The organism is Nocardia sp. XZ_19_385, assembly GCF_015355755.1.
Lineage (GTDB): Bacteria > Actinomycetota > Actinomycetes > Mycobacteriales > Mycobacteriaceae > Nocardia.
This window is the reverse complement of the sequence record NZ_JACVEE010000001.1, coordinates 671492-696134: the sequence shown is the minus strand read 5'-3', so window position 1 is coordinate 696134 and position 24643 is coordinate 671492. Positions and strand designations below refer to the sequence as shown.

At 67.2% G+C, this 24643-nt stretch carries 25 protein-coding genes; 19 read left to right on the top strand and 6 right to left on the bottom strand.

What is annotated here, in order from left to right:
* Window positions 1-88: 88 nt before the first annotated feature.
* On the bottom strand, window positions 89-1090 hold the full coding sequence (locus IBX22_RS03145; RefSeq protein ID WP_194813865.1) for a saccharopine dehydrogenase: 1002 nt from the start codon (window positions 1088-1090) through the stop codon (window positions 89-91).
* An 85-nt stretch (window positions 1091-1175) separates the two neighbouring features.
* Here IBX22_RS03145 and IBX22_RS03140 point away from each other — a divergent pair, with 85 nt between their 5' ends.
* Window positions 1176-1757: a TetR/AcrR family transcriptional regulator gene (locus IBX22_RS03140; RefSeq protein ID WP_194813864.1), complete on the top strand. Its 582-nt coding sequence runs from the start codon at window positions 1176-1178 to the stop codon at window positions 1755-1757.
* Between the two features lie 75 nt (window positions 1758-1832).
* Here IBX22_RS03140 and IBX22_RS03135 read toward each other — a convergent pair whose 3' ends face one another.
* Window positions 1833-2225, bottom strand: coding sequence for a nuclear transport factor 2 family protein (locus IBX22_RS03135; protein WP_194813863.1), 393 nt, complete (start codon window positions 2223-2225; stop codon window positions 1833-1835).
* A gap of 92 nt (window positions 2226-2317) precedes the next feature.
* On the opposite strand from IBX22_RS03135, the gene IBX22_RS03130 reads away from it, so the two are divergent.
* From IBX22_RS03130 to IBX22_RS03095, 8 genes are all read left to right on the top strand, one after another.
* Window positions 2318-2923 carry a TetR/AcrR family transcriptional regulator gene (locus IBX22_RS03130; RefSeq protein ID WP_194813862.1) on the top strand — a complete coding sequence of 202 codons (606 nt, stop codon included), beginning with the start codon at window positions 2318-2320 and terminating at the stop codon, window positions 2921-2923.
* Window positions 2924-3024: 101 nt separating this feature from the next.
* The gene (locus IBX22_RS03125; RefSeq protein WP_228538154.1) at window positions 3025-4212 is read left to right on the top strand and encodes a MoxR family ATPase; all 1188 of its coding nucleotides are present in this window, start codon (window positions 3025-3027) and stop codon (window positions 4210-4212) included.
* A gap of 17 nt (window positions 4213-4229) precedes the next feature.
* Window positions 4230-5180, top strand: coding sequence for a DUF58 domain-containing protein (locus IBX22_RS03120; RefSeq protein WP_194813861.1), 951 nt, complete (start codon window positions 4230-4232; stop codon window positions 5178-5180).
* Window positions 5177-6178 (top strand): VWA domain-containing protein, encoded by a 1002-nt coding sequence (locus tag IBX22_RS03115; RefSeq protein WP_194813860.1) that lies wholly within the window; start codon window positions 5177-5179, stop codon window positions 6176-6178. Before IBX22_RS03120 ends, IBX22_RS03115 begins: the two co-directional genes overlap by 4 nt.
* Before the next feature lie 99 nt (window positions 6179-6277).
* A complete protein-coding gene (gene fabG1, locus IBX22_RS03110) occupies window positions 6278-6997 on the top strand; it encodes a 3-oxoacyl-ACP reductase FabG1 (protein WP_194813859.1) in 720 nt (239 codons plus the stop codon).
* 61 nt (window positions 6998-7058) lie between these two features.
* On the top strand, window positions 7059-7898 hold the full coding sequence (inhA, locus tag IBX22_RS03105) for an NADH-dependent enoyl-ACP reductase InhA (protein ID WP_194813858.1): 840 nt from the start codon (window positions 7059-7061) through the stop codon (window positions 7896-7898).
* Between the two features lie 12 nt (window positions 7899-7910).
* Window positions 7911-8966, top strand: coding sequence for a ferrochelatase (locus tag IBX22_RS03100; protein ID WP_194813857.1), 1056 nt, complete (start codon window positions 7911-7913; stop codon window positions 8964-8966).
* 37 nt (window positions 8967-9003) lie between these two features.
* Window positions 9004-9600, top strand: a complete 597-nt coding sequence (locus IBX22_RS03095) for a hypothetical protein (protein ID WP_194813856.1) — start codon at window positions 9004-9006, stop codon at window positions 9598-9600.
* A gap of 60 nt (window positions 9601-9660) precedes the next feature.
* Here IBX22_RS03095 and IBX22_RS03090 read toward each other — a convergent pair whose 3' ends face one another.
* Together IBX22_RS03090 and IBX22_RS03085 are read right to left on the bottom strand one after the other, a co-directional pair.
* A complete protein-coding gene (locus IBX22_RS03090) occupies window positions 9661-10479 on the bottom strand; it encodes a hypothetical protein (RefSeq protein ID WP_194813855.1) in 819 nt (272 codons plus the stop codon).
* Window positions 10480-10551: 72 nt separating this feature from the next.
* The gene (locus IBX22_RS03085; RefSeq protein WP_194813854.1) at window positions 10552-11379 is read right to left on the bottom strand and encodes a DUF3097 domain-containing protein; all 828 of its coding nucleotides are present in this window, start codon (window positions 11377-11379) and stop codon (window positions 10552-10554) included.
* A gap of 174 nt (window positions 11380-11553) precedes the next feature.
* Here IBX22_RS03085 and IBX22_RS03080 point away from each other — a divergent pair, with 174 nt between their 5' ends.
* The 5 genes from IBX22_RS03080 (at window position 11554) to IBX22_RS03060 (ending at window position 16668) form a co-directional block, all read left to right on the top strand.
* The gene (locus tag IBX22_RS03080; protein WP_194813853.1) at window positions 11554-11985 is read left to right on the top strand and encodes an NfeD family protein; all 432 of its coding nucleotides are present in this window, start codon (window positions 11554-11556) and stop codon (window positions 11983-11985) included.
* Window position 11986: 1 nt separating this feature from the next.
* Window positions 11987-13228: an SPFH domain-containing protein gene (locus IBX22_RS03075; protein WP_194813852.1), complete on the top strand. Its 1242-nt coding sequence runs from the start codon at window positions 11987-11989 to the stop codon at window positions 13226-13228.
* 166 nt (window positions 13229-13394) lie between these two features.
* Window positions 13395-14630 (top strand): PP2C family protein-serine/threonine phosphatase, encoded by a 1236-nt coding sequence (locus IBX22_RS03070; RefSeq protein ID WP_194813851.1) that lies wholly within the window; start codon window positions 13395-13397, stop codon window positions 14628-14630.
* Window positions 14627-16231 carry an ATP-binding protein gene (locus IBX22_RS03065; RefSeq protein ID WP_194813850.1) on the top strand — a complete coding sequence of 535 codons (1605 nt, stop codon included), beginning with the start codon at window positions 14627-14629 and terminating at the stop codon, window positions 16229-16231. Before IBX22_RS03070 ends, IBX22_RS03065 begins: the two co-directional genes overlap by 4 nt.
* Window positions 16228-16668 carry a response regulator gene (locus IBX22_RS03060; protein ID WP_194813849.1) on the top strand — a complete coding sequence of 147 codons (441 nt, stop codon included), beginning with the start codon at window positions 16228-16230 and terminating at the stop codon, window positions 16666-16668. The genes IBX22_RS03065 and IBX22_RS03060 overlap by 4 nt, the downstream gene beginning before the upstream one ends.
* Before the next feature lies 1 nt (window position 16669).
* Here the strand turns inward: IBX22_RS03060 and IBX22_RS03055 are convergent, their stop codons facing one another.
* On the bottom strand, window positions 16670-17035 hold the full coding sequence (locus IBX22_RS03055; protein WP_194813848.1) for an STAS domain-containing protein: 366 nt from the start codon (window positions 17033-17035) through the stop codon (window positions 16670-16672).
* Between the two features lie 171 nt (window positions 17036-17206).
* Between IBX22_RS03055 and IBX22_RS03050 the strand changes: the two genes are divergently transcribed.
* Entirely contained in the window at window positions 17207-17650 is a 444-nt protein-coding gene (locus IBX22_RS03050) for an ATP-binding protein (protein WP_194813847.1), read from the top strand.
* A gap of 3 nt (window positions 17651-17653) precedes the next feature.
* Here IBX22_RS03050 and IBX22_RS03045 read toward each other — a convergent pair whose 3' ends face one another.
* Window positions 17654-18757 (bottom strand): 4Fe-4S binding protein, encoded by a 1104-nt coding sequence (locus IBX22_RS03045; RefSeq protein WP_228538153.1) that lies wholly within the window; start codon window positions 18755-18757, stop codon window positions 17654-17656.
* A gap of 171 nt (window positions 18758-18928) precedes the next feature.
* On the opposite strand from IBX22_RS03045, the gene IBX22_RS03040 reads away from it, so the two are divergent.
* From IBX22_RS03040 to IBX22_RS03025, 4 genes are all read left to right on the top strand, one after another.
* Window positions 18929-20239, top strand: a complete 1311-nt coding sequence (locus IBX22_RS03040) for an ABC transporter substrate-binding protein (protein WP_194813846.1) — start codon at window positions 18929-18931, stop codon at window positions 20237-20239.
* Window positions 20236-22161 (top strand): hypothetical protein, encoded by a 1926-nt coding sequence (locus IBX22_RS03035; protein ID WP_194813845.1) that lies wholly within the window; start codon window positions 20236-20238, stop codon window positions 22159-22161. Before IBX22_RS03040 ends, IBX22_RS03035 begins: the two co-directional genes overlap by 4 nt.
* Entirely contained in the window at window positions 22161-23780 is a 1620-nt protein-coding gene (locus tag IBX22_RS03030) for a tetratricopeptide repeat protein (protein ID WP_194813844.1), read from the top strand. Before IBX22_RS03035 ends, IBX22_RS03030 begins: the two co-directional genes overlap by 1 nt.
* Before the next feature lie 116 nt (window positions 23781-23896).
* Complete coding sequence (locus tag IBX22_RS03025) at window positions 23897-24568, top strand: hypothetical protein (protein ID WP_228538152.1); 672 nt, start codon at window positions 23897-23899, stop codon at window positions 24566-24568.
* Window positions 24569-24643: the final 75 nt, after the last annotated feature.

Below are 24643 nucleotides of genomic sequence, written 5' to 3'. Positions count from 1 at the left end.
AGCTGTTCATCTCGACAGCCAGCATTGCAAGACGGCGACTACCTCGATTGCCGGTGACATCGACGCGCCGTAGAAGGGCGCGGGCAATTCACGCCGGGGCGAAAATGGCACCGATTTCTGCCATCTTTTCCGTCACATAGGAAGGATCGTGCAGGGCCTCAGGGGTGTGGATGCCCGGAGGTACCTTTTCGCCGCGCAGGCCGAGCATTCGCTCGACGCCCAGGGCGATGGCGAGCGCGGTCAGAGGGCGTTGGCCGTCGGGGTGCGTCAGGTAGTGGCTCGTGGTGAGTGGGGTGCCTGCCGGACTGGTTCCGGCGAGGTCGATCCGGAGTTCGGTGGAGGCGGGTTTGTCGCGGCGGCGGCTCGTGGATTCGCCGATCGCCAAGTCGAATCGGACGTTCGGGGCGCGCGTTGCGAGCGCGAGGCTCGGTACGTCGAGGATGGCGACGCTTTGGCCGGGGAGCAGGGTGCCGTCGGCGCTGGGGACTTCGGTTTGTGCCTCGGATTCGGAGATCCAGGTGAAGACTCCGTCGCGGCGTATCAGTCCGGCGGCGGTGACGGTTGTCCAGCGCTCCAGATCTGCCAGGCCTGCGGGGCCGCCGGCGTCCAATTCATCCAGTACAGCGCCGATTCGGATGGAGTCGATCTGGTTGAATGCGCGGGCCGCCTCCAGGGTTGCGAGGACGGCGAGGCCTGCGAGGTAGTGGCTGGCTACCAGAATCGGTGCCGCGCTTGCTTTTTGGGCGCTCGCGACGACCTCCGGTCCGATGTCGAACATGCCGCTGGAGATGCTGAGGTAGGGCAACCCGTGGTCCTGTGCGTAGCTCAGGCCGTTGTGGTGGCTGTCCCACAGGGTTGCCACGACCGCCGAGTAGTCGCGGTCGTCCGGGAGGCCGAGATCGCCGCGCGTCAGATCGATGGTGACCGCGTCGGCGATGCCGAGGCGGTCGGCGACGTGCTGGGCGCGGTCGAGGTTTCGGCCCGCGATGGTCAGCGGCAATTCCGGGTGCCACCGGCGTAGGAGGGCGGCTGTGTCCGAACCTGCTTGGCCCGAACCGCCCATGATCAGAACAGATTTCGACTGGTTCACGGTGTGTCCTCTCGGATGCGCAATAAGCTACATTTTGTAACCTACATTTTGTAGCTAAACTTGGGCGGAAGCGCAAGGAGGATGAATGCCCACACCATCGCAGCGCCTGTCCAAGCAGGCTCGGCGGGAACAGTTGCTCGACACCGCTATGGCGATCGTGCGCGGCCGCAGCACCGACGAGCTGACGTTGCAGACGCTTGCCGAGGCCGCTGGTGTGAGCAGGCCGATCGTGTACGACCACTTCGGGACTCGGCCTGGTCTGTTGTTCGCGCTGTATCAGCGGCTGGAGGAGCGGCACCGTTCGGCGACGGCGGAGGCATTGCGGAACGCCGTGGATACCCCTGAGGAGATCGCCGGTGTCATGAGTGCCGCGTACTTCGCGTGCGCCACCGACATGCCGGAATTCACCGCGATCTCCGCCGCCCTGAAGGGGAGTCGCGAGATGGAGGCGAGTCAACGAGAAATGCTCGACGCTTACACCGAACTGATGGCCGACGCGCTAATGCGGCACTCGGCCCTCGGGCTCGAGGCGCTGAGGCTGCGCTGCGTTGGTGTGCTCGGGGCGGCCGAAGCGATAGCCGGGGAGCTGAACTCGGATCGGATCACCGCACCTGTCGCGATCACGGCGCTCGCCGACTTAATTGTGGGCGGTCTCATCGCCCGGTAGGTGCTCGCCCGCCTGATTTGTGGCGCCTTCGCCCGGTGGTAGATGCGGCGGCGCACCTACCACCGCTTCGGCGAGTTACGCGCTCGCCGAAGGGGTCAGCGCTGCTTGCATGGCCACTCCGTCGACGTAGGTGTGCTTTTCCAGCACCTCGCCGTTGGCGACCAGCACCAGATCCATGATGTCCACGTCGACGACGTTGCCGACGGCCGAGGTGCCGGACAGCGTCCACTGGACGGTCCAGAAATCGTCGCCGACGCGCAGGTTGACCAGATTGAAGGTCAGGTCGGGGACCATGGCGAAGGTGTCCGCGGCGGAGGCGCGGATCTCGTCGCGACCGCGCGCGGGCTTGCCGCCGGAGTGCAGGTGGAATATCGAATCGGGGGAGTGCATTTCGGCGATGCGGTCGGGATCGCGGTCGGCCCAGCAGGCGTGATAGCGCTCGAAGAGGTCTTGGGTGGCTTGGGACATATCGGAATCTCTCTAAGATACAAACAGGCTGACTGTATGTTCCAGCATGGCGCCGGTGCCGGTCAAGAGGTGCAATAGACTTCGACGTCGCCATGAACGCAGATCGCCGGACCCAAGCCGAACGCTCGGCCTCGACACGCGCCGCGGTGATCCGCGCGGCGCGAAAACTGTTCGGCCGGCACGGATATGGCGCGGTGAGCACGGTCGCGGTGGCGGAGGCCGCGGGCGTCAGTCGCGGCGCGCTCTACCACCAATTCGCCGACAAACGCGACCTGTTCGTGGCGGTCTTCGAAGACCTCGAACGCAGCCTGGTCGGCACGATCAGCGCGGCCGTCGACCGGGCGCAGGCTCCCGACCCGCTCTCCGGTCTCATCGTGGGCTGCCTGGCCTGCCTGCAAGCCTCGACCGCGCCGGACGTGCAGCGCATCGCCTTGCTGGATGCGCCCGCGGTGCTGGGCTGGCGGCAATGGCGCGAAACCCAGGTCCGGCACACCGTCGGCCTGGTGGAAGATGCGCTCGCCGCGGCCATCGACGCGAAACAAGTGCGTCGGCAGCCGGTCCGCCCATTGGCATTGGTCATCGTGGGCGCACTCGACGAGTGCGCCCAAATTCTCGCCCATTCCGAGGACATCGCCGCCGACACGGTGGCGGTTCGCGGCGTCGTGGAGCAGCTGATTTCCGGTCTCGCGCTCGACTGAAAACATTACGAATTCCGGTGATAGCGGAGCCGGTTGCGGCAAGTACCGCCATTCAATGGAATAGTTGGTGCGGCACGCACAGGACCAAAGCGAAAGCGGGGATGTTGGTGACTTCGACGGACAGTGTGAGCGGGGCGAACTTGGCGAAGGATGCGCCGGAGCCCCCGTCGGGCACCCTGGAACGTGACGTCCAGACCCTGGAGAAGGCGATCTACGAGGTCAAGCGGGTGATCGTGGGCCAGGATCGCCTGGTCGAGCGGTTGCTCGTCGGTGTGCTCGCGCGTGGCCACGTGCTGCTCGAGGGCGTTCCCGGCATCGCGAAAACCCTTGCGGTGGAGACCTTCGCGAAGGTGGTCGGCGGCTCGTTCTCGCGGGTGCAGTTCACCCCCGACCTGGTGCCCACCGACCTCGTCGGTACCCGCATCTACCGGCAGGGCCGCGAAGAATTCGACACCGAGCTCGGCCCGGTCGTCGCGAACTTCGTGCTCGCCGACGAAATCAACCGCGCGCCCGCCAAGGTGCAGTCGGCGCTGCTCGAGGTGATGGCCGAACGGCATGTCACCATCGGCGGCAAGACCTACCCGATGCCGAATCCGTTCCTGGTGATGGCGACGCAGAACCCGATCGAGAGCGAGGGCGTGTACGCGCTGCCCGAGGCGCAGCGCGACCGCTTCCTGTTCAAGGTCGTCGTCGACTACCCGTCGGTCGAGGAAGAGCGCGAGATCATCTACCGGATGGGTGTCACCCCGCCGGAGGCCAAGGCGATCCTCGACCCCGAAGAGCTGGTCCGCCTGCAGAAGGTCGCGGCCAGCACTTTCGTGCACCACGCGCTTGTCGACTACGTCGTGCGCGTGATCGCCGCGACCCGCACCCCGGCCGAATTCGGCATGCCCGATGTGGCGAGCTGGATCGCCTACGGCGCCTCCCCGCGCGCCAGCCTCGGCATCATCGCCGCCGCCCGCGCGGTCGCGCTGATCCGTGGCCGCGACTACGTGGTGCCGCAGGACGTCGTCGAGGTCATCCCGGATGTGCTGCGCCACCGTCTGGTGCTGTCCTACGACGCGCTCGCCGACGAGGTGAGCCCGGACGACGTGATCAAGCGGATTCTGCAGACCGTCGGCCTGCCTCAGGTCGCGCCGCATGCCGTGGCTCCGAACGCCGCGCCCGCTCCGGCTCCGGCTCCGGCCGTGCCCGCGGGCAACAACTCCGCCGCACCGCAGAAGATCCCGCAGCCGCCGCAGGCCGCCCCGGCGATGTCGCAGGCGTCCGGCAATAACCAGCCCAAGTGACGGCAGCACGAGCGACGATGGCATCCCACGCTCCACCGTCCTTCCGCGCGGGTGAATTGACCGACCCGAAACTGACGGCGGCGCTGAAAACCCTGGAACTCACCGTGCGCCGCCGCCTCGACGGCGTGCTGCACGGCGACCACCTCGGGCTCATCCCCGGCCCGGGTTCGGAGTCCGGGGAGGCGCGCACCTATCAGCCGGGCGACGATGTGCGGCAGATGGATTGGTCGGTCACCGCCCGCACCACCCACCCGCATGTCCGGCAGACGATCGCCGACCGCGAGCTGGAGACCTGGATGGTGGTCGACCTGTCGGCCAGCCTGGACTTCGGCACCGCGAACTGCCAGAAGCGCGATCTCGCGATCGCGGCGGCCGCGGCCATCACTCACCTCACCAGCGGCGGCGGCAACCGCATCGGCGCTGTCGTGGCCACCGGTGATCAGCTGGTGCGGATTCCCGCGCGCAGCGGCCGGGTGCACGCGCAGTCGCTGCTGCGCGGCATCGCCACCACCCCGCACGCCCGCGATGGCGTGCGCGGTGATCTGCTCGGCGGTATCGAATCGCTGCGCCGTCCGCAGCGCAAACGCGGTCTGGCCGTGGTGATCTCCGATTTCCTGGGCGATATAAATTGGCAGCGTTCGCTGCGTGCCATCTCCGCCCGGCACGACCTGCTCGCGGTCGAGGTGCTGGATCCGCGCGATCTGGAACTGCCCGACGTGGGTGATGTGGTGCTGCACGATCCGGAGACCGGCCGTACCCGCGAGTTCAGCGTGACGCCCACGCTGCGCGCCGATTTCGCGAAAGCCGCGCAGCGGCATCGTGAGCAGGTCGAGCAGGCGCTGCGCTCGTGCGGCGCGCCGGTGCTGACACTGCAGACCGATCGGGACTGGATCGCCGACGTGGTCCGGTTCGTGTCCACCCGGCGCCACAGCTTCGGCGCCCCGAGCGGACGGGCCCCGCGTCAGTGAGTATTTCGCATTTCACCGCGCTGATCTGGCTCGGTTTCCTCGCCGTGATCGCGCTCATCCTGCTCGGCTACGTGCTGGTGCAGCGCGGCCGGCACAAGCGCATGCTGACCTTCTCCAATATGGAGTTGCTGGAGAAGGTCGCGCCCGCGCGGCCCTCGCCGATGCGGCATGTGCCGATCGCGCTGATGCTGGTCGGGTTGGTGCTGCTCACCATCGCCGCCGCCGGGCCGACCGCGATCAAGAAGGTGGCGCGCAACCGCGCGACGGTCATGCTGGTCATGGACGTCTCGCTGTCCATGCAGGCCACCGATGTGCAGCCGAGCCGGCTGCAGGTGGCGCAGAAGGCAGGCAAGGAATTCGTCGACGGCCTGCCGCAGGGGCTCAACATCGGGTTCATCACCTTCGCCGGCACTGCCTCGGTGATGGTGTCGCCGACCGTCGATCATGAAGCGGTCAAGGTGGCTATCGACAATGTGCGGCTGGCCGAGCGCACCGCGACCGGTGAAGGGATCTTGACCGCGATCCAGGCGATCGAGACACTCGGCACCGTGCTCGGCGGTGGGTCCGAGCCGCCGCCCGCCCGGATCGTGTTGATGTCCGACGGTAAGCAGACGGTGCCCTCGTTCGAGGACGTCGACAATCCGCGCCACGAGTTCGTCGCCGCCCGCCTATCCAAGGCCAAGAACATACCGATCTCGACGATCTCCTTCGGCACCGATTGGGGTGCGGTCGAGATCCCGCGCGAGGGCGGCGGCAACGACGAGGTGAAGGTCCCGGTCGACAACGAGGCGATGCGCGAGGTCGCGAAGCTCAGTGGCGGCGAGTTCTATACGGCCTCGTCCCTGCAGGACTTGACCAGGGTGTACGACACCTTGGAGGAGCAAATCGGCTTCGAGCTGACCAGGGGCGATGCGAGTCGGCCGTGGCTGCTGTTCGGCCTGCTGATCACCTCCGCCGGCGTCATCACCGGTTTGCTGCTGCGCCAGCGTCTTCCGTAATTTCGCGTAGTCCGCATTGTGGGTTGACACAATGCAAGCCCTGAAAGTCTGGGGTGCCCGGGCGATGACGCGCGAACTCGAACAGATAGGTTGAAGTCCATGTCGAACATCACATCCCGGTCGGTCCTGGTGACCGGCGGTAACCGCGGCATCGGTCTCGCGGTCGCGCAGCGTCTGCTCGCCGATGGTCACAAGGTGGCCGTCACGCATCGTGGGTCGGGGGTGCCGGAGGGGCTCTTCGGTGTGAAATGCGATGTGACCGATTCTGCGGCGGTCGATCAGGCGTTCAAAGAGGTTGAGGCGCACCAGGGTCCGGTCGAGGTCGTCGTGGCCAACGCGGGAATCGTGGACAACACGCTGTTCATGCGTATGACCGAGGAGTCCTTCACCAAGGTCATCGACGCCAACCTCACCGGCGCGTGGCGAGTTGCCCAGCGCGCCAACCGCAATATGTTGAAGGGCCGCTGGGGCCGCGTCATCTTCCTCGGCTCGGTGGTCGGCCAGATCGGTGCGCCGGGCCAGGTCAACTACGCGGCGGCCAAGGCCGGTCTCGTCGGCATGGCGCGCGCGATCACCCGTGAGGTCGGCAAGCGCAATATCACCGCGAATGTGGTGGCGCCGGGCCTGATCGACACCGACATGACCCGCGAAGACATGACCGAGGAGATGCGCAAGACCGCGCTCGACTTCATCCCCGCGGGCCGCATCGGCCAGGCCGAGGACGTCGCCGCCGCGATCAGCTTCCTGGCCTCCGACGACGCCTCTTACATCTCCGGCGCGATCATCCCCGTCGACGGTGGCATGGGCATGGGCCACTGAGCTCGTTTCACCCGATCACACCGTCCCGCAAGAACTTCCAACGAGGAGAACCGACCAACCCATGAGTGGACTGCTCGCCGGCAAGACCGTCCTCATCACCGGCATCATCACCGATTCCTCCATTGCCTTCCACGCGGCCGCGGTCGCGCAGGAGCAGGGCGCGAAGGTGATCATCACCGGTATCCCGGAGCGGCTGCGGCTGATCGACCGGATCGCCAAGCGCCTGCCGCAGGAGGTGCCGCCGGCGATTCCGCTGGATGTCACCAGCGAGGAGAACCTGGCCGAGCTGGCCGGGAAGCTGCGTGAGCTGGCGCCCGAGGGCATCGACGGTGTGCTGCACTCGATCGCCTTCGCGCCCAAGACCTTGATGGGTCCGGACGCGGTGTCGTTCCTGGACGCGCCGGGCCCGGATGCGGCGCGGTCGTTCGAGATCTCCGCGTGGTCCTACGCCTCGCTGGCGCGCGCGGTGCTGCCGGTGATGAACGAGCGCGGCTCCATCGTGGGCATGGATTTCGATCCGCGCACCGCCATGCCGTACTACAACTGGATGGGTGTGGCCAAGGCCGCGCTCGAGTCGGTCAACCGGTATGTGGCGCGAGAGGTGGGCGAGGCCAAGAAGATTCGCTCCAACCTGATCGCCGCGGGCCCGATCAAGACCCTCGCCGCCAAGGCCATCGCCGGCACCGCCACCGATGACGCCAAGCAGCTCGACATGCTCAACACCTACTGGGACGGCGCGTCCCCGATCGGCTGGGATGTCGACGACCCGCGCGCGGTGGGCAAGTCCATCTGCGCGGTGCTCTCGGATTGGCTGCCCGCCACCACCGGCTCGATCATCTACGTCGACGGCGGCGCCTCGCACAACACCTGGCTGCCCACCGACGGTTTCGGCGCGAACTAGGGAGTAGTAGCCATGGCCGCCGACGCACTGCTGCTGCTGTCCTTCGGCGGCCCGGAACGCCCCGAGGACGTAATGCCGTTCCTGGAGAACGTCACCCGGGGCCGGGGAGTACCGCGCGAACGCCTCGAAGAGGTCGCGCAGCACTACCTGCACTTCGGCGGCGTCTCCCCGATCAACGCGCTCAACCTCGACATCATCGCCGCGGTCGAGCGTGAATTGGCTGCAGCCGGAATCGAATTGCCGGTCTACTTCGGCAATCGGAACTGGCACCCGATGGTGGAGGACACCGTCGCGCGGATGACCGCCGACGGTGTCGCTTCCGCCCTGGTGTTCCCGACCTCGGCGTGGGGCGGGTACTCGGGCTGCTTGCAGTACCAGGAGGACATCGCCCGGGCTCGTGCGGCCTTCGGCGAAGGCGCTCCGGACATGGTGAAGCTGCGGCAGTACTTCGACCACCCGCTGTTGATCGAGTCCTTCGCCGACGCGATTCGCGCTGCGGTGCAACAGATTCCGGCGGACCGGCGAGACCGGACCCGGCTGGTGTTCACCGCCCACTCCATCCCGGTCTCCGCCGATATCGCCGCGGGCCCACTCGCCGACGGCGGTCACCTCTACAGCCGCCAAGTCGCCGAAGCCGCCCGATTGTGCGCCGCCGCAACCGGATTCGACGACTACGACCTGGTCTGGCAGTCCCGCTCCGGCCCACCCCAGGTGCCGTGGCTGGAACCCGACATCGTCGACCACCTGGAAGAGTTGTCCGGCAAGGGCATCGACGCAGTCGTAGTCTGCCCGGTGGGCTTCGTCTCCGACCACCTCGAGGTCATCTGGGACCTCGACAACGAGGCAAAGGACAAGGCCGCCGAACTCGACATGGCCTTCGCCCGCGCCACCACCCCCGGCACCGACCCACGCTTCGCACAGCTGGTCGTAGAACTCATCCAGGAACACCTGAGCGGCAACGCGGTTCGCCGCCTCGGCGGGGCCCCCGGCTACGGCTGCACCACCAACGGGACCCCCTGCGCCCCCGGCTGCTGCGCCATCACCCGCCCCCCACAAACAAGGTCATGACTGATCCCCATGCCTGCAGTACAGTACCTCAGGGCGAATGCCGAGCGAAGCGAAGGCAAGCGCGAAGCTCATCCGATTCCATGAGGTGGGAGGCCCATCGTTGTTCGGTGATGTCCTGGCTAATGCCAACCTGCTAGCGGTGCAGACACTGCAGCTGGCATCGGTCACGGAGACTTTCGAGGCGCGCCGAGGCGGTGGCGGTAGCAGCAGCGGCGGCTCCTGTAACCCCGAGTACGAGGATTGCGACGACAACGACTGGATCCTGTGGGTTTTCCTGGTGATCATCGTGGGCGTCGCGCTGTTCTTCCTGATCCGCTTCATCATGCGGCAGCAGTCGAACCGTCCGTCGCCGCCGCCGTTCCAGCCGCCGCAGCAGTTCGGCCAGCAGCAATACGGCCAGCAGCCGTATCAGGCGCCGCAGCAACAGTTCCCGCCGCAGCAGCCCTACGGTCAGCAGCCGCAGTATGGCCAGCAGACCCCGCAGCAGGGCTACCCGCAGCAGCAGTACGGCCAGCAACCACCACCGCAGTACGCGCAGCAGGGCTATCCGCCACCGGGCTACCCGCAGCAGGGCGGCTATGCGCCACAGCAGTATCCGCCGCCGGGGCAGTACCAGCAGTATCCGCCGCGCTGAGTTCACCTGCGCGGGAAGCAGTTCCGTCGTCCCGGCTGAGCATGCCGGGACGGGGAGAGCTTACTGACGTCCGCGGGCTGCCGCGTGAACCGCTACCAAACGGGCTGCGCGGATGGCGTTCCACAGCGGTCGCAGCAGGTCTTCCTGGGCGTTGATCGCGGTGGCCGAGGTGGGGGAGGACGCCGGTTCGCGTTGGGCCACCGTGAGAATCGCGGCGACGTGGTCGGCGGTGTCGAGGATTCGCCTGGCGCGCAACGGGATCGATTCCGGGTAGTCGTGGCGGGAGTAGGCGGCGAGCTCGGCCTCGATGAGTTCGCGGGGGTCGGAATCGGAATCGCCGCCCACCGAGGTGGTGTGCAGTTTCATGAGGGCGTCGGCCGCGTCGCGGACCGCCTCGCGCATCGTGTATTCGGCTTCGCCGAGCGACATTTCATCGATCGGGGCGGGCGGCATCGGCGCGGTGTAGACGGTCCACTGCAAGGAGTTGTCGTCCTCGAAGTAGGGGATCAGTCCGGTTCCTTCGCTGCCGGGCACGCCGATCAGCAGACCCTGCTCGGCCTCGATGGCGTCGGCGGCGAATTCGGTGCCGACCGGCAGGCCGCGCACGTCACCGGGCACCGGCAGCACGAGGCGCAGCTGGGAGCCCGGTTCGGCCATGGCTTCGCGAATCACCTTCAGCAGGGCCATGACTCCGCTGCCGGGGGTGTTCCCGTGCGCCGACCACGGCAGGTCGGTGCGGCCGCCGGTGATCGGGTCGCCCGCGGCGATGGTGTGGCGCGGGGCCCAGGCGTGTAGTGCCTCCAGGACGTCGTCGGGCGCGCTGGAACCGGCCAGCCAGGAGCCGGCCCACACCGTCAGAGTGGCACTTGGAGAGCACATAATTATCGAGCATAAAGGGTCAGCGCTACTGTTGGGCGCCGCCACTACAACCCTCGTGAGCTGGCCCCTTCTTTAATCCGGCTCGGTGACGAAGTCGATCAGCCGTTCCACAGCACCGATCAGGGGTGACTCCAAGTCCCGGAACGAATTCACCGCGTTGTAGACCCGGCGCCAGCCCTCCTGCGGGGTGCCCCAGCCGAGGCGGCGGCAGATGCCGGTTTTCCAGTCCTCACCACGCGGGACGACCGGCCAGGCCTCGATACCGACGGCGGCCGGGCGCACCGCCTGCCAGACGTCGATGAAGGGGTGCCCGGTGACCAGGACGTGGCGCCCGAGCCCGGTAGTCAGCTGGGTTTCCTTGGAGCCGGTGACCAGATGGTCGACGAGCACGCCTACCCGCTGGCCGGGACCGGGCTCGAATTCGGTGAGTCGCTGCGCGAGGTTGTCCAAACCCTCGAGGTGTTCCACGACAACACCTTCCACGCGCAGATCGTGCCCCCAGACCCGCTCGACGAGCGCCGCGTCGTGCACGCCCTCGACCCAGATCCGGCTGCCCCGCGCCACCCGCGCACGCAGGCCTTCCACCCTGGTGGACCCGGACGCCGAGCGCACAGGCTGCTTCGAAGCGGTCGCGGTGGGTTTGACGAGTGTCACCGGTTCGCCGTCGATGAGGAACGCCGCTTCCCGCATGGCGAACAGGCGCACCGCGCCGCGCCCGTCCTCGAGTTTGACGAACTCACCGTCGTAGCTGCGGTCGAATCCGACTACGGCGCCGCAGAATCCGGTCGCCGCGTCCTCGACGACCAGGTCGGGTTCGGCCGGGACGGTCGGTATCACGCGCTTCTTGGCACGGGAGTGCCCGCCGTAGATGTCGCCGCCGTAGATGTCACGTCCGCTCACCCCGCTGAAGTTAGCACCGTCGCCGCAACATCCGCCGCCGCAGTCACGCGATCTCCCTGCCATCCGGAGGCCGATTCCGCACAGTCGCTATGAGATTGGTCGTCCTGCGTGCGCGATACTGTCTTGCAATCCAGTGCGCCCCCGTGATCATTCCCCGCGAACTAGAGTGGTGGGGTGGCTGCAATTGTTTGGCTGGTAGCCGGGATTTTGCTCGTCGCTGCCGAGATGCTCACCGGCGATCTGGTGCTGGTGATGCTGGGCGCCGCCGCGTTGGGCACCGCCGGTATCAGTGCGGCCGCCGACACCCCGGTTGTCGCCGATGCGGTCATTTTCGGGGTACTTTCGCTGCTACTGCTTCTGGGCTTGCGTCCGGCCCTGCGGCGCCGGTTCGGAGCGCCCCCGCCCATTTCGACGAATGTCGACGCACTGCTGGGGCGTGAGGCCTTGGTGCTGGAGCAGGTCGGGGCGCACGCGGGCCTGGTGAAGTTGGGTGGTGACACCTGGACGGCGCGGCCGATGGACCCAGCCGAGAGCTATGAACCGGGGACCACCGTGTGTGTCTGGAAGATCGACGGCGCCACCGCCGTCGTATGGAAGGGGCCCTGACATGGCATTGCTCATCGTTGCCGCCGTCCTAGTCTTTCTATTCGCGGTGATCGTCTTCAAATCGATCGCACTGGTGCCGCAGGCCGAGGCCGCCGTGATCGAGCGGCTCGGCCGCTACCAGCGCACCGTGTCCGGTCAGCTGACGTTCCTGGTGCCCTTCGCCGACCGAATCCGCGCGAAGGTCGATCTGCGCGAGCGCGTGGTGTCGTTTCAGCCGCAGCCGGTGATCACCGAGGACAACCTGACGCTGCACATCGACACGGTGGTGTATTTCCAGGTCACCAGCCCGCAGGCCGCGGTCTACGAGATCAGCAACTACATCGCCGCGGTCGAGCAGCTCACGGTGACCACGCTGCGCAATGTGGTCGGCGGGATGACCCTCGAGCAGACGCTGACCTCGCGCGATCAGATCAACGGCCAGTTGCGCGGCGTGCTGGACGAGGCCACCGGGCGGTGGGGTCTGCGGGTCGCCCGGGTGGAGCTCAAGAGCATCGATCCGCCGGCGTCGATCCAGGAGTCGATGGAAAAACAGATGAAGGCCGATCGCGAGAAGCGCGCCATGATCCTCACCGCCGAGGGGCAGCGTGAATCCTCGATCAAGACGGCCGAGGGTGCGAAGCAGGCGCAGATCCTGTCCGCCGAAGGCGCGAAACAGTCCTCGATTCTGGCGGCCGAGGGTGAACGGCAGAGCCGGATCTTGCGCGCCCAGGGTGAACGCGCCGCCGCCTACCTGCAGGCCCAAGGTCAGGCCAAGGCCATCGAAAAGGTCTTCGCCGCAATCAAATCCGGCAAGCCGACCCCGGAACTGCTTGCCTACCAGTACTTGCAGACGCTGCCGATGGTGGCGCGCGGCGACGCCAACAAGGTCTGGCTGGTGCCCAGCGATTTCGGCAAGGCCCTGGAAGGGTTCGCCAAGAGCTTCGGCACCCAGGGCGAGGACGGCGTGTTCCGTTACGAGCCACCGGAATCCGACGGTTCCGAGACCAAGGTCGAGGACGATTCCGAGGTCGCCGACTGGTTCGACACCGCGCCCGACCCTGCCATCGAAAAGGCGGTGCGCGATGCGGAGGCCACGGCCCGCGCACCGGTCGAGGGCTACGGTCTCGCGCCGCAGCCCGCGCCGCATCAGCAGGTGCTGCCGCCGCACGAGGAACAGCCGCGGCTGGAGAAGAAGCCGTCGCAGGAGCCGGAGCGCCCCGACTACAGCCGCCCCTGGCAACCGCCGGAAAACCCCCGGCAGTAGACAGACCGGTCCGCCCCGCCGGATCGCGGTGCGAGACAATGCGATCTGAGGTCAGCCGCACCGATGTGAAATAACCCATGCATACTTCGCGCGATCCGGGGTATACCCGCCCTCGGCTCAGGCCTCGATCTGGACCACCTGCATGAGGGAAAGGGGCCGTTGGCCGATGCTCGACGAGCGGCGCGCGCAGCGCGGAGACCTCGACCGCCCGGTCGGCGTCGGATGGGACCGGGAAGCGACGCTGCTGCTCGTAGAGGACGATCCGGCCGACGCGCTGCTGGTGGAGGAGCTGGTGGCCGATGTCGGCCCCGGGTTGCGCCTGGAGTGGGCCCACTCCCTGGCCGAGGCCGCCCGGCGGCTCGGTGAGAGCTCCCCCGACTGTGTGCTGCTGGATCTGCACCTGCCCGACGCGCAGGGCCTGGAAGGGCTGGCCCGGATCCGGGCCTGCGCCGACGGGGTCGCGATCGTGGTGCTCACCGGCTTGGACCAGGAGCAGACCGGCCTGGCAGCGGTCGCCGCCGGTGCGCAGGACTATTTGATCAAAGGCCGGGTAGAGCCCGAATTGTTCGGGCGCGCGGTGCGCTACGCGATTCAGCGTAAACAGGCCGAGCGGGCGACCGCCGAATTGCGGGCCAGTCAGATGCGGGCCCGGGAGAACGCGCGTCTGGAACGCGGCCTGCTGCCGACACCGCTGCTGCACGGCCCGCGCCGGGTCGATGTGGTCGCCCGGTACCGGCCGGGCCGGGCCCAATCGCTGCTCGGCGGCGATTTCTACGACGTGGTGCAGTTGCCCGACGGCACCGTGCACGCGGTGATCGGCGACGTCTCCGGGCACGGCCCCGACGAGGCGGCCACCGGGGTGGCGTTGCGCCTGGCCTGGCGCACGCTGGTGCTCAGCGGGATCAGCGGCACCCAGCAGCTGGAACTGCTGGAGCGGATGCTGCTGGCCGAACGCACCGGGGATCAAACCTTCGTGACCGCGACCACATTGGTGTTGTACCCGGACCAGCAGCGGGTACGGATCATTCGAGCGGGGCACCCGGGTCTGCTCGTCTGCTCCGCCGAAGGTGTGGACTGGCTCGAGGTGCCGGGCGGACCTGCGCTCGGATTCCTTCCGGGACAGGCGGTTTGGACCGCACACGAGCTGGCGCTGCCCGTCGGCAGCGGATTGGTGCTGTTCACCGACGGGCTGTTCGAAGGCCGCGTCGGCCCGGGTTCCGAGCGGCTCAACGAAGACGGACTGCTCGATCTCGCGCGCACGCTCGCCGGACGCGCACCGGCGGAATTCGTCGACGAGCTCATCGACCGCGTCGAACTGGCCACCGGCGGCGGCGACGGCTGGGACGACGACCTCGCCGTCATGTATCTGGACTGGACCACAAGGAGCACCGAAAACCGATGACACCCTCTCCCGAGCGACCCCGCGGCGCCGGCCGGCTCACCGTGCAAGGCTGGTTTCAGGTGGTGCTCGCCTCGCTGATCCTGCTGGCGGCGGTCGGTTCGATCCTCGGCGCGCACATGATCAGGGAGACCAACCGCGTCACCGACCGGCTGCTGAACCAATCGCTGCCCGCCGCGGCCGAGACCTACCGGTTGCAGAGCGCGCTGCTCGACCAGGAGACCGGCTTGCGCGGCTACGCCATCGCCGGTGACCGGGAGCTGCTGCTGCCATACACCGAGGGCAAAATCGCCGAAGCGGCTTCGGCGGCACGACTACGCGAACTGCTCACCGGCCGCGACGCGTTGCTGGCCGACTTGGAGTCCGTGGAAAGTACCGCGGCGAAGTGGCGTACCGAGTACGCCGAGCTAGTGGTCGGTACCGCGGCCGTAGGCCCGGCCTTCGCGCCGAACGTGGTGCGCGGCAAAACGATGTTCGACACTCTGCGCGCCGGATTCAACACCCAGAACACGAGTCTGGCCGCCGCGATCGCAGCCGATCGCGACCAAGTCGCGCAGTCCCGCCACCGGCGTGACCTCGTGCTGACCGGGATCGTCGCGGGTTTCGTGCTGCTCGGTGTCGTGATGCTGATCCTGGTGCGCCGCTTGGTCGCCCGCCCACTGGACTATCTGGAAGACGCCTCCACCCGCGTCGCCGCGGGCGATTTCGACCATCGCATCACCGCACACGGCCCGGCGGACCTGGCGACCGTCGCACAGTCGGTCGAGGCCATGCGCCGCCGGATCGTCGAGGAGCTGGCCGCCTCCCGCAGCCAGGAAGCCGTTCTGGCACAGCAGACAACGGATCTGGACGCGCAAACCGTCGAACTGCGGCGCTCGAACGCCGAGCTGGAGCAGTTCGCCTATGTCGCCTCCCACGACCTGCAAGAACCGTTGCGCAAGGTCGCCTCGTTCTGTCAGCTGCTGGAGAAACGCTACGGCGACCAGCTCGACGAGCGCGGCAAGCAGTACATCGATTACGCCGTCGACGGCGCCAAACGCATGCAGGTGCTGATCAACGACCTGCTCACCTTCTCCCGCGTGGGCCGGGTCAACGACAGCAACGTGCCCACCGATCTGGAGCAGACCCTGGACAAGGCACTGAGCAACCTGGCCACGGTGATCGAGGACGCCGAGGCGCGTATCGAGCTGCCCGAGGAGCTGCCCGAGATCGTCGGCGACCCCACGCTCCTGACCATGTTGTGGCAGAACCTGATCGGCAACGCCATCAAGTTCCACCGGCCCGGCGAAGCGCCGGTGATCCGCATCGAATGCGCGGCGGGCCCGCCCGAGACCGGGGGCTGGCAGCTCAGCGTCGCCGACAACGGCATCGGCATCGCCCCCGAGTTCGCCGACAAGGTCTTCGTGATCTTCCAGCGCCTGCACAGCCGCGACGAGTACAGCGGCACCGGCATCGGTCTGGCACTGTGTAAGAAGATCGTCGAGTTCCACGGCGGCACAATCGAACTCGACACCGAATACACCGGCGGCACGCGGTTCTGCTTCACGCTGAACCCGGTGAACGCCCTCGACGACGCCCCCACCCTCGAAGGAGTCAGTGCATGACTGTTCCCGGTCGCCCGATCGATATCCTGCTGGTCGAAGACGACCCAGGCGATGAACTGATGACCCGGGAAGCGTTCGAGGACAACAAGATCGGCAACACCTTGCACGTCGCGCACGACGGCCAGGAGGCCCTGGATTTTCTCTACCGCCAGGGCGAACACGCCGACGCGCCACAGCCCGATCTGATCCTGCTCGATCTGAATCTGCCCAGATACGACGGGCGGCAGGTACTCGAGAAGATCAAGTCCGATCCGGACCTGAGTCATATTCCGGTGGTGGTGCTCACCACCTCGGCCGCGGAGGAGGACATCCTGCGCAGCTACCGTCTGCACGCCAACGCTTACGTGACGAAGCCGGTCGACCTGGACCAATTCGTCGCCGCCATCAAGCAGATCGACGATTTCTTCGTCCAGGTCGTCCGGCTTCCTCCGCGCTGAGCTAGCTGGCGGTGGGCTCGCCCACCGCCAAGGCGTCGGCCAGCGAATCGAATACCGCCAGCATCTGATCGAGCCCGGTCAACTCCATCGGCCGGCGCGCCGCGTCGGTCGCGACGATCCGCAGATCGGTGTCCGGGTACGACCGGGACGCTCCGAGCAGCACACTCAGGCCCGCGGACCCGAGGAACCCGACGTCGGACATGTCGAGGACAACCGTCGCCGGAGTCGCACGCAACACTTCGTTCAGCCCGGCCTCCAGCTGCGGCGCGGACGCCATATCGATCTCACCGCGCACCGCCACGATCACTGTCGCTGCTTCGGTCCGCGATCCGATCTCGAGCGACCCCGGGGCACTTTCAGCACTCACTGTCCACCTCCTGTGACGCGTAACTCCGCGGTGAACTTACCCCATCGGGTCCGGTCTAATCGCTAGCCGCCATAGTGCTCCAAAGCTTTTCCGGGCCCTCGTTCAAGATCATCACGTGAGGCATGGCGCCGCCGGATTCGGGTATATCTACCTCGAGCAGGGAGGTGACCCATGACGAATACCCGCCGACCAGCGCCCTTGGACCTGAGTTTCCCCGCCGAGCCGACTCGGCTGGCCGAGGCCCGCCGAGCGCTCCGACAGTGGCTGGCAGACCGCGCCATCGACTCCGATCAGGTGTACGACATCCTGGCCGCGACCGACGAGGCCTGCGCCAATGCCATCGAACACGGCTGCCGCGACCGCCAGGACGGCTGCGTGCGCCTGCGCGTCTCGGCCGAGGCCCGATGCCTCCGCGTCACCGTGCGTGACAATGGCCACTGGAAGACCCCGGCCACCCAGCCCGACAATCGCCGCGGCCGCGGCCTGAACCTGATGCGCACCCTCATGGACCAGGTCGACGTCCAGCCCACCGCGCGCGGCACGACCGTGGACATGCACACCAGGCTGCCGGAACCGGCCCGCCTAGCCGACTCCCGCGACCTGGTCTCGCACTGACGGTCAGTCCGCCGGGTGCTGCGGGCGCGGCCGGGGGCCGATGGCGTCCAAGAGGGCGTTGACGTCGTCTCTGAAGCCGTTGCCGACCTGTTTGGGGGTTTTGTTCGGAAAGCGCTTGGTGACGTGTTCTTCGGCGGCCGAGCCTTCCAGGACGTAGACGGGTTCCGGTTTGTTCTGGAGGGGCCGGACCACGTCGTCGAGGTGTTGCTTGCGGCTGTCGAGGAATGGGCCGATGACATCCTCGCCCGCGGGGCAGACGGCCATGCAGTAGCCGGCCTTGTAGTTCGGTTTGAACGACAGGCTCTGCCACATGGAGAAGGATTCGCCGCGGGTGACGCGCTCGTTGTAGTCGGCGCGGCTGTCGCTGTCGGCGACGGTTTCGGCCCAGTCGGTGAAGCCGCCCATGAACTCCCGGTAGTTGTGGGTGTAGCAGGCCTGGAAGTCGAAGTTGTTCTCCATGATCGCGCCGACCGGGCAGGCGGAGATACAGAGTTTGCATTCCAGGCAGGGGTTGTAGTCCAGGGCGGCGGTGGGCTCGTCGATCACGGCGTCGGTGACGACGGTGCCGAGCAGGATGAAGTTGCCGAACTCGGGGTGAATTACGTTGCGGTGTATGCCCATAACGCCCAGACCGGCGGCTTGGGCGATCACCTTGTGTTCGAGCACCCAGATCCGGCCGGGAAACTGCTCGACCTCCATCGGATATCCGGGCGCGGGGTAGACCGCGCGATAGCCCGCGTCCTGTAGCGCGCGGGTGATCCGCCGCGACACCTCGTTGGTGTCGTCATCGGCGTGATTGAACTCGGCATTGGCGAGGCTGCGCTGTGGCGCCCGCAGGTTGTCGCGGTTCATCCGCACGCAGAACGCGATGTAAGTCGTTGCGCTGGGCAGGATTCCGCGCGCGTGTTCGAGCTCCGCGGCCACACTCGGATCCTCGACCGCGACGAAACCCACGTCATCCGCGCCGGCCTCGAGGCAGATCTCTCGTAGTCGCGCCGCCTCGAGCACCGGCGCGGGCGCCGCGCGTTCCCGCTCTCGCATCTTCACGACGGTCGGATGGTCCGCCAGCCGCCGCTGACCCGTTGGTTCGTTGTCCGGTACCGACATCGGCCCTCCTGGTATCGCTGAGACCGATCCGGTCTCACCCAAATAGGACCGGGCGGCGGCCCGAAATTCATCGGCACGAAAACTATTGGCGGGGAAAGTGTGTGGTGCCGATCTTGCCCGCGCGTGGCGCGTGGTGGGCGATACTGGGCAGAGGCTGCGATTCGGGGAGGTATGGGGAGCAGACGGGCACTCCTGCAAGCGGCGGCGATCATGCCGCTGGCTGCCGCCTGCGCTCCGGAAGTGCTGCTCGGCCGGTCGGGGGTGGTGCGGATCGCCGTGCCGTGGAGCGGATCCGAGCTCGCGGCGTTCCGGAGTGTGCTCACGCACGTGGCCGATAGTCAGGCCGTGGAGGTGATCCCGCTCGGCGACGAGATCGAGACGGCGTTCTCCGCCGGTGGGCAGACCGCGCCCGACATCGTGCTGCTGCCGCGGGCCGGACGGATCGACGACCTCGTCGAACGCGGCAAACTGCAATCGGTGTCCGAGACGCTGTGGGCGGGCGAGTACCCGGACTACTGGCGCGCACTGCTGACCCATGACGCGAAGTCGTACGGGGTGCCGTTCAAAGTGGCCGACAAATCCCTGGTCTGGTACGACCGGGAAGCGGTCACGCAGTACCAACTCGGCGATCCGAAATCCTGGACGTTCGAATATTGGATCGACGAGGCGATGGACACACTCGCGAGAACCCCGAGACGGCTGCTCGCACTCGCGGGCGCTGACGGGTGGGTGCTCACGGACCTGTTCGAGAACATTCTGCGGTCGGAGAACCCCGGCGCCTACGACCAATTGGCGTCCGCGGACCGTGGCGAACGAGATTGGGGCATGCCCGGCGTGCCTGAGGCGTTCGAGCACTTCGGCACACTGTGTGGTGACCAGCACTCGTTCCCGGGCGGTGTGGGCGCGAGCTTGACCCGCCAGTTCCCGGACGCCGTGCGTGAGGTGTTCGAACGCCGCAACGCGGTTCTGGTCGTCGCGCCGGACTTCGCGGAATCCATTGTGCGGCGCAGCCTGCGCCGTGCTGGACGCCCCGACAGCGTGGTGGGCATTGCCGAATTCCCCCGGGTCGCCCTCGGCAAGTCTCGACCGCACATCATCGGCGGCGACCTCATCGTGCTGACCCGCGCCGCGAGCCCAGCAGCGCAGACCATGGTGGCGCGGCTGGCGGCACCGCGCGCGCCGCTGCCCTGGATCGAAGAACACGGCGGCTTCCTGGCCGCGAACAAGCTGACGCCGCAGTTGTATTCGGAGTGGTTGAAACCGCGCGCGGAAGCACTCGCAACTCGCGCCGCGTCGGCCGACCCCGCCGAGCGCCTCGCTTTCGAACTGTCCGACCGCATCGGCGTCGTGGGTGGTCGAAACGGGCTGTGGCGCATCCTGACCGAATTCCTGGTCGCGGTCGGCGACGGCGGACCCACTCCCGTGGCGATCGCCACCGACAAAGCCATAGCCGCCCTGAACAAGCTGGAGCGGCAGCGATGAGCGAATCGCGGGAACCAGAGACACTGGAATTGCGGGATGTCCACGGGATCAACCTGAAACTCGCGCCCCGCCGCATGCGCGGACCGCTGGTTCCTGGCCGACCGCCCTGGCAGTGGCCCGCGTGGGCGGCACGCATTCCGGCGATCTTGCTGATCGTGGGGCTGCTGGTCACACCGTTCCTCTGGACCGTCGTGACGGCGGCGGTCAGCAATCCGGCGATGGTCCTCGGGTGCGCCCTGATCGTCGCCGGTGTGGCAGGGCTGGGCGTGGTACTCCGGCGGCAGGCGCCACCGCCCGATGCGCCCGAGCCTGCGCCGCGGCGGACCTGGCGCGACGGGGTGTTCGCCGCCGCGCTGCTCGTGGTGGTGGTGTCGGGTCTGCTGGTCACCGGTTGGGCCCTGCGGGACATCGGCCTCTGGTCGTATCTGCGGACGCTGATCTATGGCGTCGGCGGGGTAGCGCTGGTCCTGTTCTTCGGTCTGGTGCTCGCCTTGCCCACTCGCCGGATGCGGTGGTTGTGGCTCCCGCTGCTGATGGCGTTCGGAGTTTCGACGTTGGTTTCCGGAGTCGCGTTCCGGCTGCTCTTCCAACGGCTCGGCAGCGGGATCGAAAGCCTTTGGGGATACCAGGCTTTGTTCATCTGCATGCTCGGCTCGGCGTTCCTGTGGACCTGGCTCGGATTCGCGGTCGGGGTGTTCCGCGCCGGATTCCGCGCGCTGGAAGCGGACCCGGCGTGTGCGAAATTCCTCGAATGGCCAGGCTGGAGCGAGGCTTTCGGATCCGGTAAGCGGTTGCTGCGTTCGATGTTTCCGGTCCTGGTGGTGGTCGTCCTGGTGGTCGCTGTCGCCGCCGCCCGGGTTTTCGACATCGTGCTGATCGGTGTGCCCGGGTCCATGCAGCACCAGGTGGACACCGCCACCGTGCAATGGTGGCGGCTGGCGACCGAGGCCGAACCCGGTGTCGCCGCCGCGTATTCGCTGCCGCTGGTCGTGCTGGTCGGGTGTGTGGCGTGGTTCTTGCAGATGTACATCGGTGAGCAACACCGCAGTCTGACGGCAGTACCGGAACCGGGGGCCGAGATCGTGCGCGACGAGCCCAAATGGCGGTCGACGATCGCGATCGCGGCGGTGTCGGCGCTGGCGCTAGTTCCCATTATCGCCCTGGTGGCGGCGAGCCTCGGCCTCCCCGGCGAGTTCAGCTTCGCGGCACTGGACCGGGCGATACGTGATGGTGCGCTGTGGCGGTCACTGGCCACCACAGCGGTGGTGGCGACGACGGCGACCATCATGGTGGTGGCGCTTTCAGTACCGATAGCGCACCAGTTGGCCGCGTGGGAGCACACCGAAAATGTCGACACGGCCGGTAATCAGCCCCGTCGACGACTGCACAAGCTGCGACTGCACGCCATGCGCGCCGCAATGGTCGCGGTGGTGGTGCTGGCGGTGCTACCGGTGCAGAGTTATCTCGGCCCGCTCGATCAGTTCCTCGAGAAATATGAGCTCTCCGGTACCCGGGTGCCGCTGATCGTGCTGCACGTGGCCGCCGGATTGCCGATCTCGATTCTGATTCTGCGGGGCGCGCTCCTGGCGAAGAAAGGCAGTCCGCAAGCCGACACGCTGCGCGGACTCGCGAGCCCGGGGCGGATCCGCGAGCGGGTGCGACGTGCGGCGGGGCCCGCACTGGTGGCCGTGGCCGTGCTCGAATTCGTGCAGGTCTGGAACGATTTCGTGGTCGGACTGATGATCAGCGGTGCGGGCGCGAGCCCATGGTCGCTGTTGCTCTGGGGCGAGGCTCGCCAATTCAGCGAGAACATCGGGCAATTGGCGGCCGGTGCGCTGCTGTCGTCGGTGCCGCCGGTCGCGCTGGTGCTGATCACTTGGCGTCGGTGGCTGCTGCCCGGGTTGATCGGCAAGGTCCTGTGATGAGCAGTCCCGAGTCCGGCGGGCGCGACGACGACGGACCGGCCGCGGTCGGTCTGACACGCTCCTCGGTCTGGCGGCGCACGGTGGCGGCGGCCTCGCTGATCGGCACCGGTGTGGTGACCAAGCTGCTCGGCGACATGATGGTCAAATCGCTCACCGAGGATTCCTTCCTGGCCACCGTCGGTCGCGCGCTGTCGGGGCTCTGGCTGGGGCTGGCCGCGGTGGCGGCGGTGTTCGCGCTGTATCGGTGGATCGGCGGCCGACGCGAGCAGCGGCGTGCGGCAAGGGAAGTCGAGTTGCTGGAGCAGCTTGTCCCACCCGGCCCGAATATGGCGACTCTGGCGCCTAGCTGCTCACACGCCGGGCCAGGCCCTGTCCTCAACGGGCTGTCAGCGTCCAACCGCGAGGTCGCCCGTGCCTTGGCGGCGCTGCCTTTCGAGGAGTACGACTCCGCCGCGTTGCTGGCGGTAGTGGCCGGCGTGGCGGAGATCTCGATGAAGACGCCGGGCGAGCGGTATTCGACGGAACCTGCGGCCGCGGGGCGGCTGCTGCGGAAGTTGACCGAGGCCAACGTCGTGCATCTCGGCGGACGTCAGGGATATTGTGTCGACCGGGTGCGGCTGGCGAACGCGGTAGGTCCTCCGGAACCCCCTGGGGTTGTCGAGGATTCGCCCGCTTGGCGGGTCACGATCTCGGTGTTGCTGCACCACTGGTCGGACCTGGCCGGCCTGTGGGCCCTCGGACTGAACCACCAGGAGCTGGCGGCCGGTGCGCGGCGCTGGTTCGAGTACCGGCAGAAGTACCTGTATGCCCTGGTCAAAGAGTCTGTGCGGGCGGAGGACAAGGTGCCACGGGACGCGGTTCCAGCTGTAGCGCGTCTCGTGGACGCGCTGGATGTATGGAACGCCGTACTCGGCCAGCCGAGCTACGTGGCCGCGCCCAACGGCTGGGTGGCCGGAAAGCTCGCCGAGAAGCGCTTGGCGTGGATGCGTGCGGGCAGGCTCAACGAACGGCCGCGGTACCGCAGCCGTTTCACCGTGTCCTCCGGGTGGCGGGCGAGAGAACTGCACAACCAAGCTCTGAACGAGCTGAGGGAAAGTGCGCGGCGTCCGTGGGCTACCGCCCGATTCGATTCGGTGGTGCGAAAATTGACGAGAGTGTGGTGGCGGTTGCCGCGCTCCGATCTGGCCGGTGAGGTGTGCACCGCGATCAACTTGGCGATCACACATATCTTCCAGAGCCGCTTCGACGCGGCCGAGGACCGTCTCGGCTTGGCCGAATCGCTCGCCGAACGCGGCGATCCCGGTGGACTCGCCCACACCTACGAAATCCGGGGCTGCCTGTGCTGGGCGCGCGGTGAACCGGCCCAGGCCTTGAGCTGGTGGATGCGCGCGTTCGAGGCATATCAGCCGTTGTCCGACGACCTCGGTGCGAGCCGTTGCCTCGCGCACATGAGTGAGGTACTGAAAATGGTTCCACAGTATGCGGGCGTGGTCTGGGATGCCGACCGTGACGGCGATCCGACCGAAGAGCGAGTGCGGGCGAAGGTTCAGGCGTGGGAGGACGAAGCGCGCGACCTCCGCCAGGCTGTCGCTGCTTTGGCGGCTGCGGAGCCGTGAGAAGGCCCGTATTGCCTTGTAACACTGGTTATTACGGTTCTGCATCGCCGTAACGGCGCTCTTGTTCCGATCGATGAACAGCACAGTTCGTCGAGACGCTACAAGAAGGAGACGGCATGAAGTCACTGGGTATGGCGGTCGCGGCGATGGCAGCTGTCGTGGGGTTGGTGGGATGTGGGAGTGAGACCGAGACTGCCGGATCGGCGCCGGGTACGGCCAGGGTGACCTCGACCGCGGGGCCTGGTGGCGAAGCGATGACGCCGGAGCGCCCGGCGTCGGCTTCGCCGACTTCGGAGTGGTACCACTCGCCGCAGGTGAGCGCACCGGCTGAACCTGTGACGACGACGTTGCCCACCAGGGACGACGCGACAGTCGACGCGCGGGACTATCAGATCGGGGACAAGTTCCACTTCCAGTCGCCGAGCGGAAACATCAAGTGCGGTTTCATCAATGACAGCACCTTCGGCACCGGCTGTCAGTTGAAGGATGCGAAGGTGATCCCGGCGGAGTTGCGGCCCGGCTGCGACAACAGTTCCACCCGCAAGGTGGCGGCGTATGTGACGGGCAGCACCGCCAAGTTCATCTGCCTGAATCAGGGTGTGTTCGTGGGTATTTCGCCGAACCCCGGCGGCAACGGCGGGCTCCAGGAGGGCGGCGGCAAGGTCCTGAACTACGGCGAGACCATCATCGTGAAGGGGACGGCCTGCACCTCGTTGCCGACCGGCGTTCGCTGTGATCAGGGCGGGCACGGCTTCTTCATCGCCGGTGACCAGCAGTCCCTGTTCTGATTCGCTGGTAGCAGGCTGGATCACCATGCGGTGGTGCCGGATTGTCGCCGGCTTTCCCGCACCGCCGCATGGTGA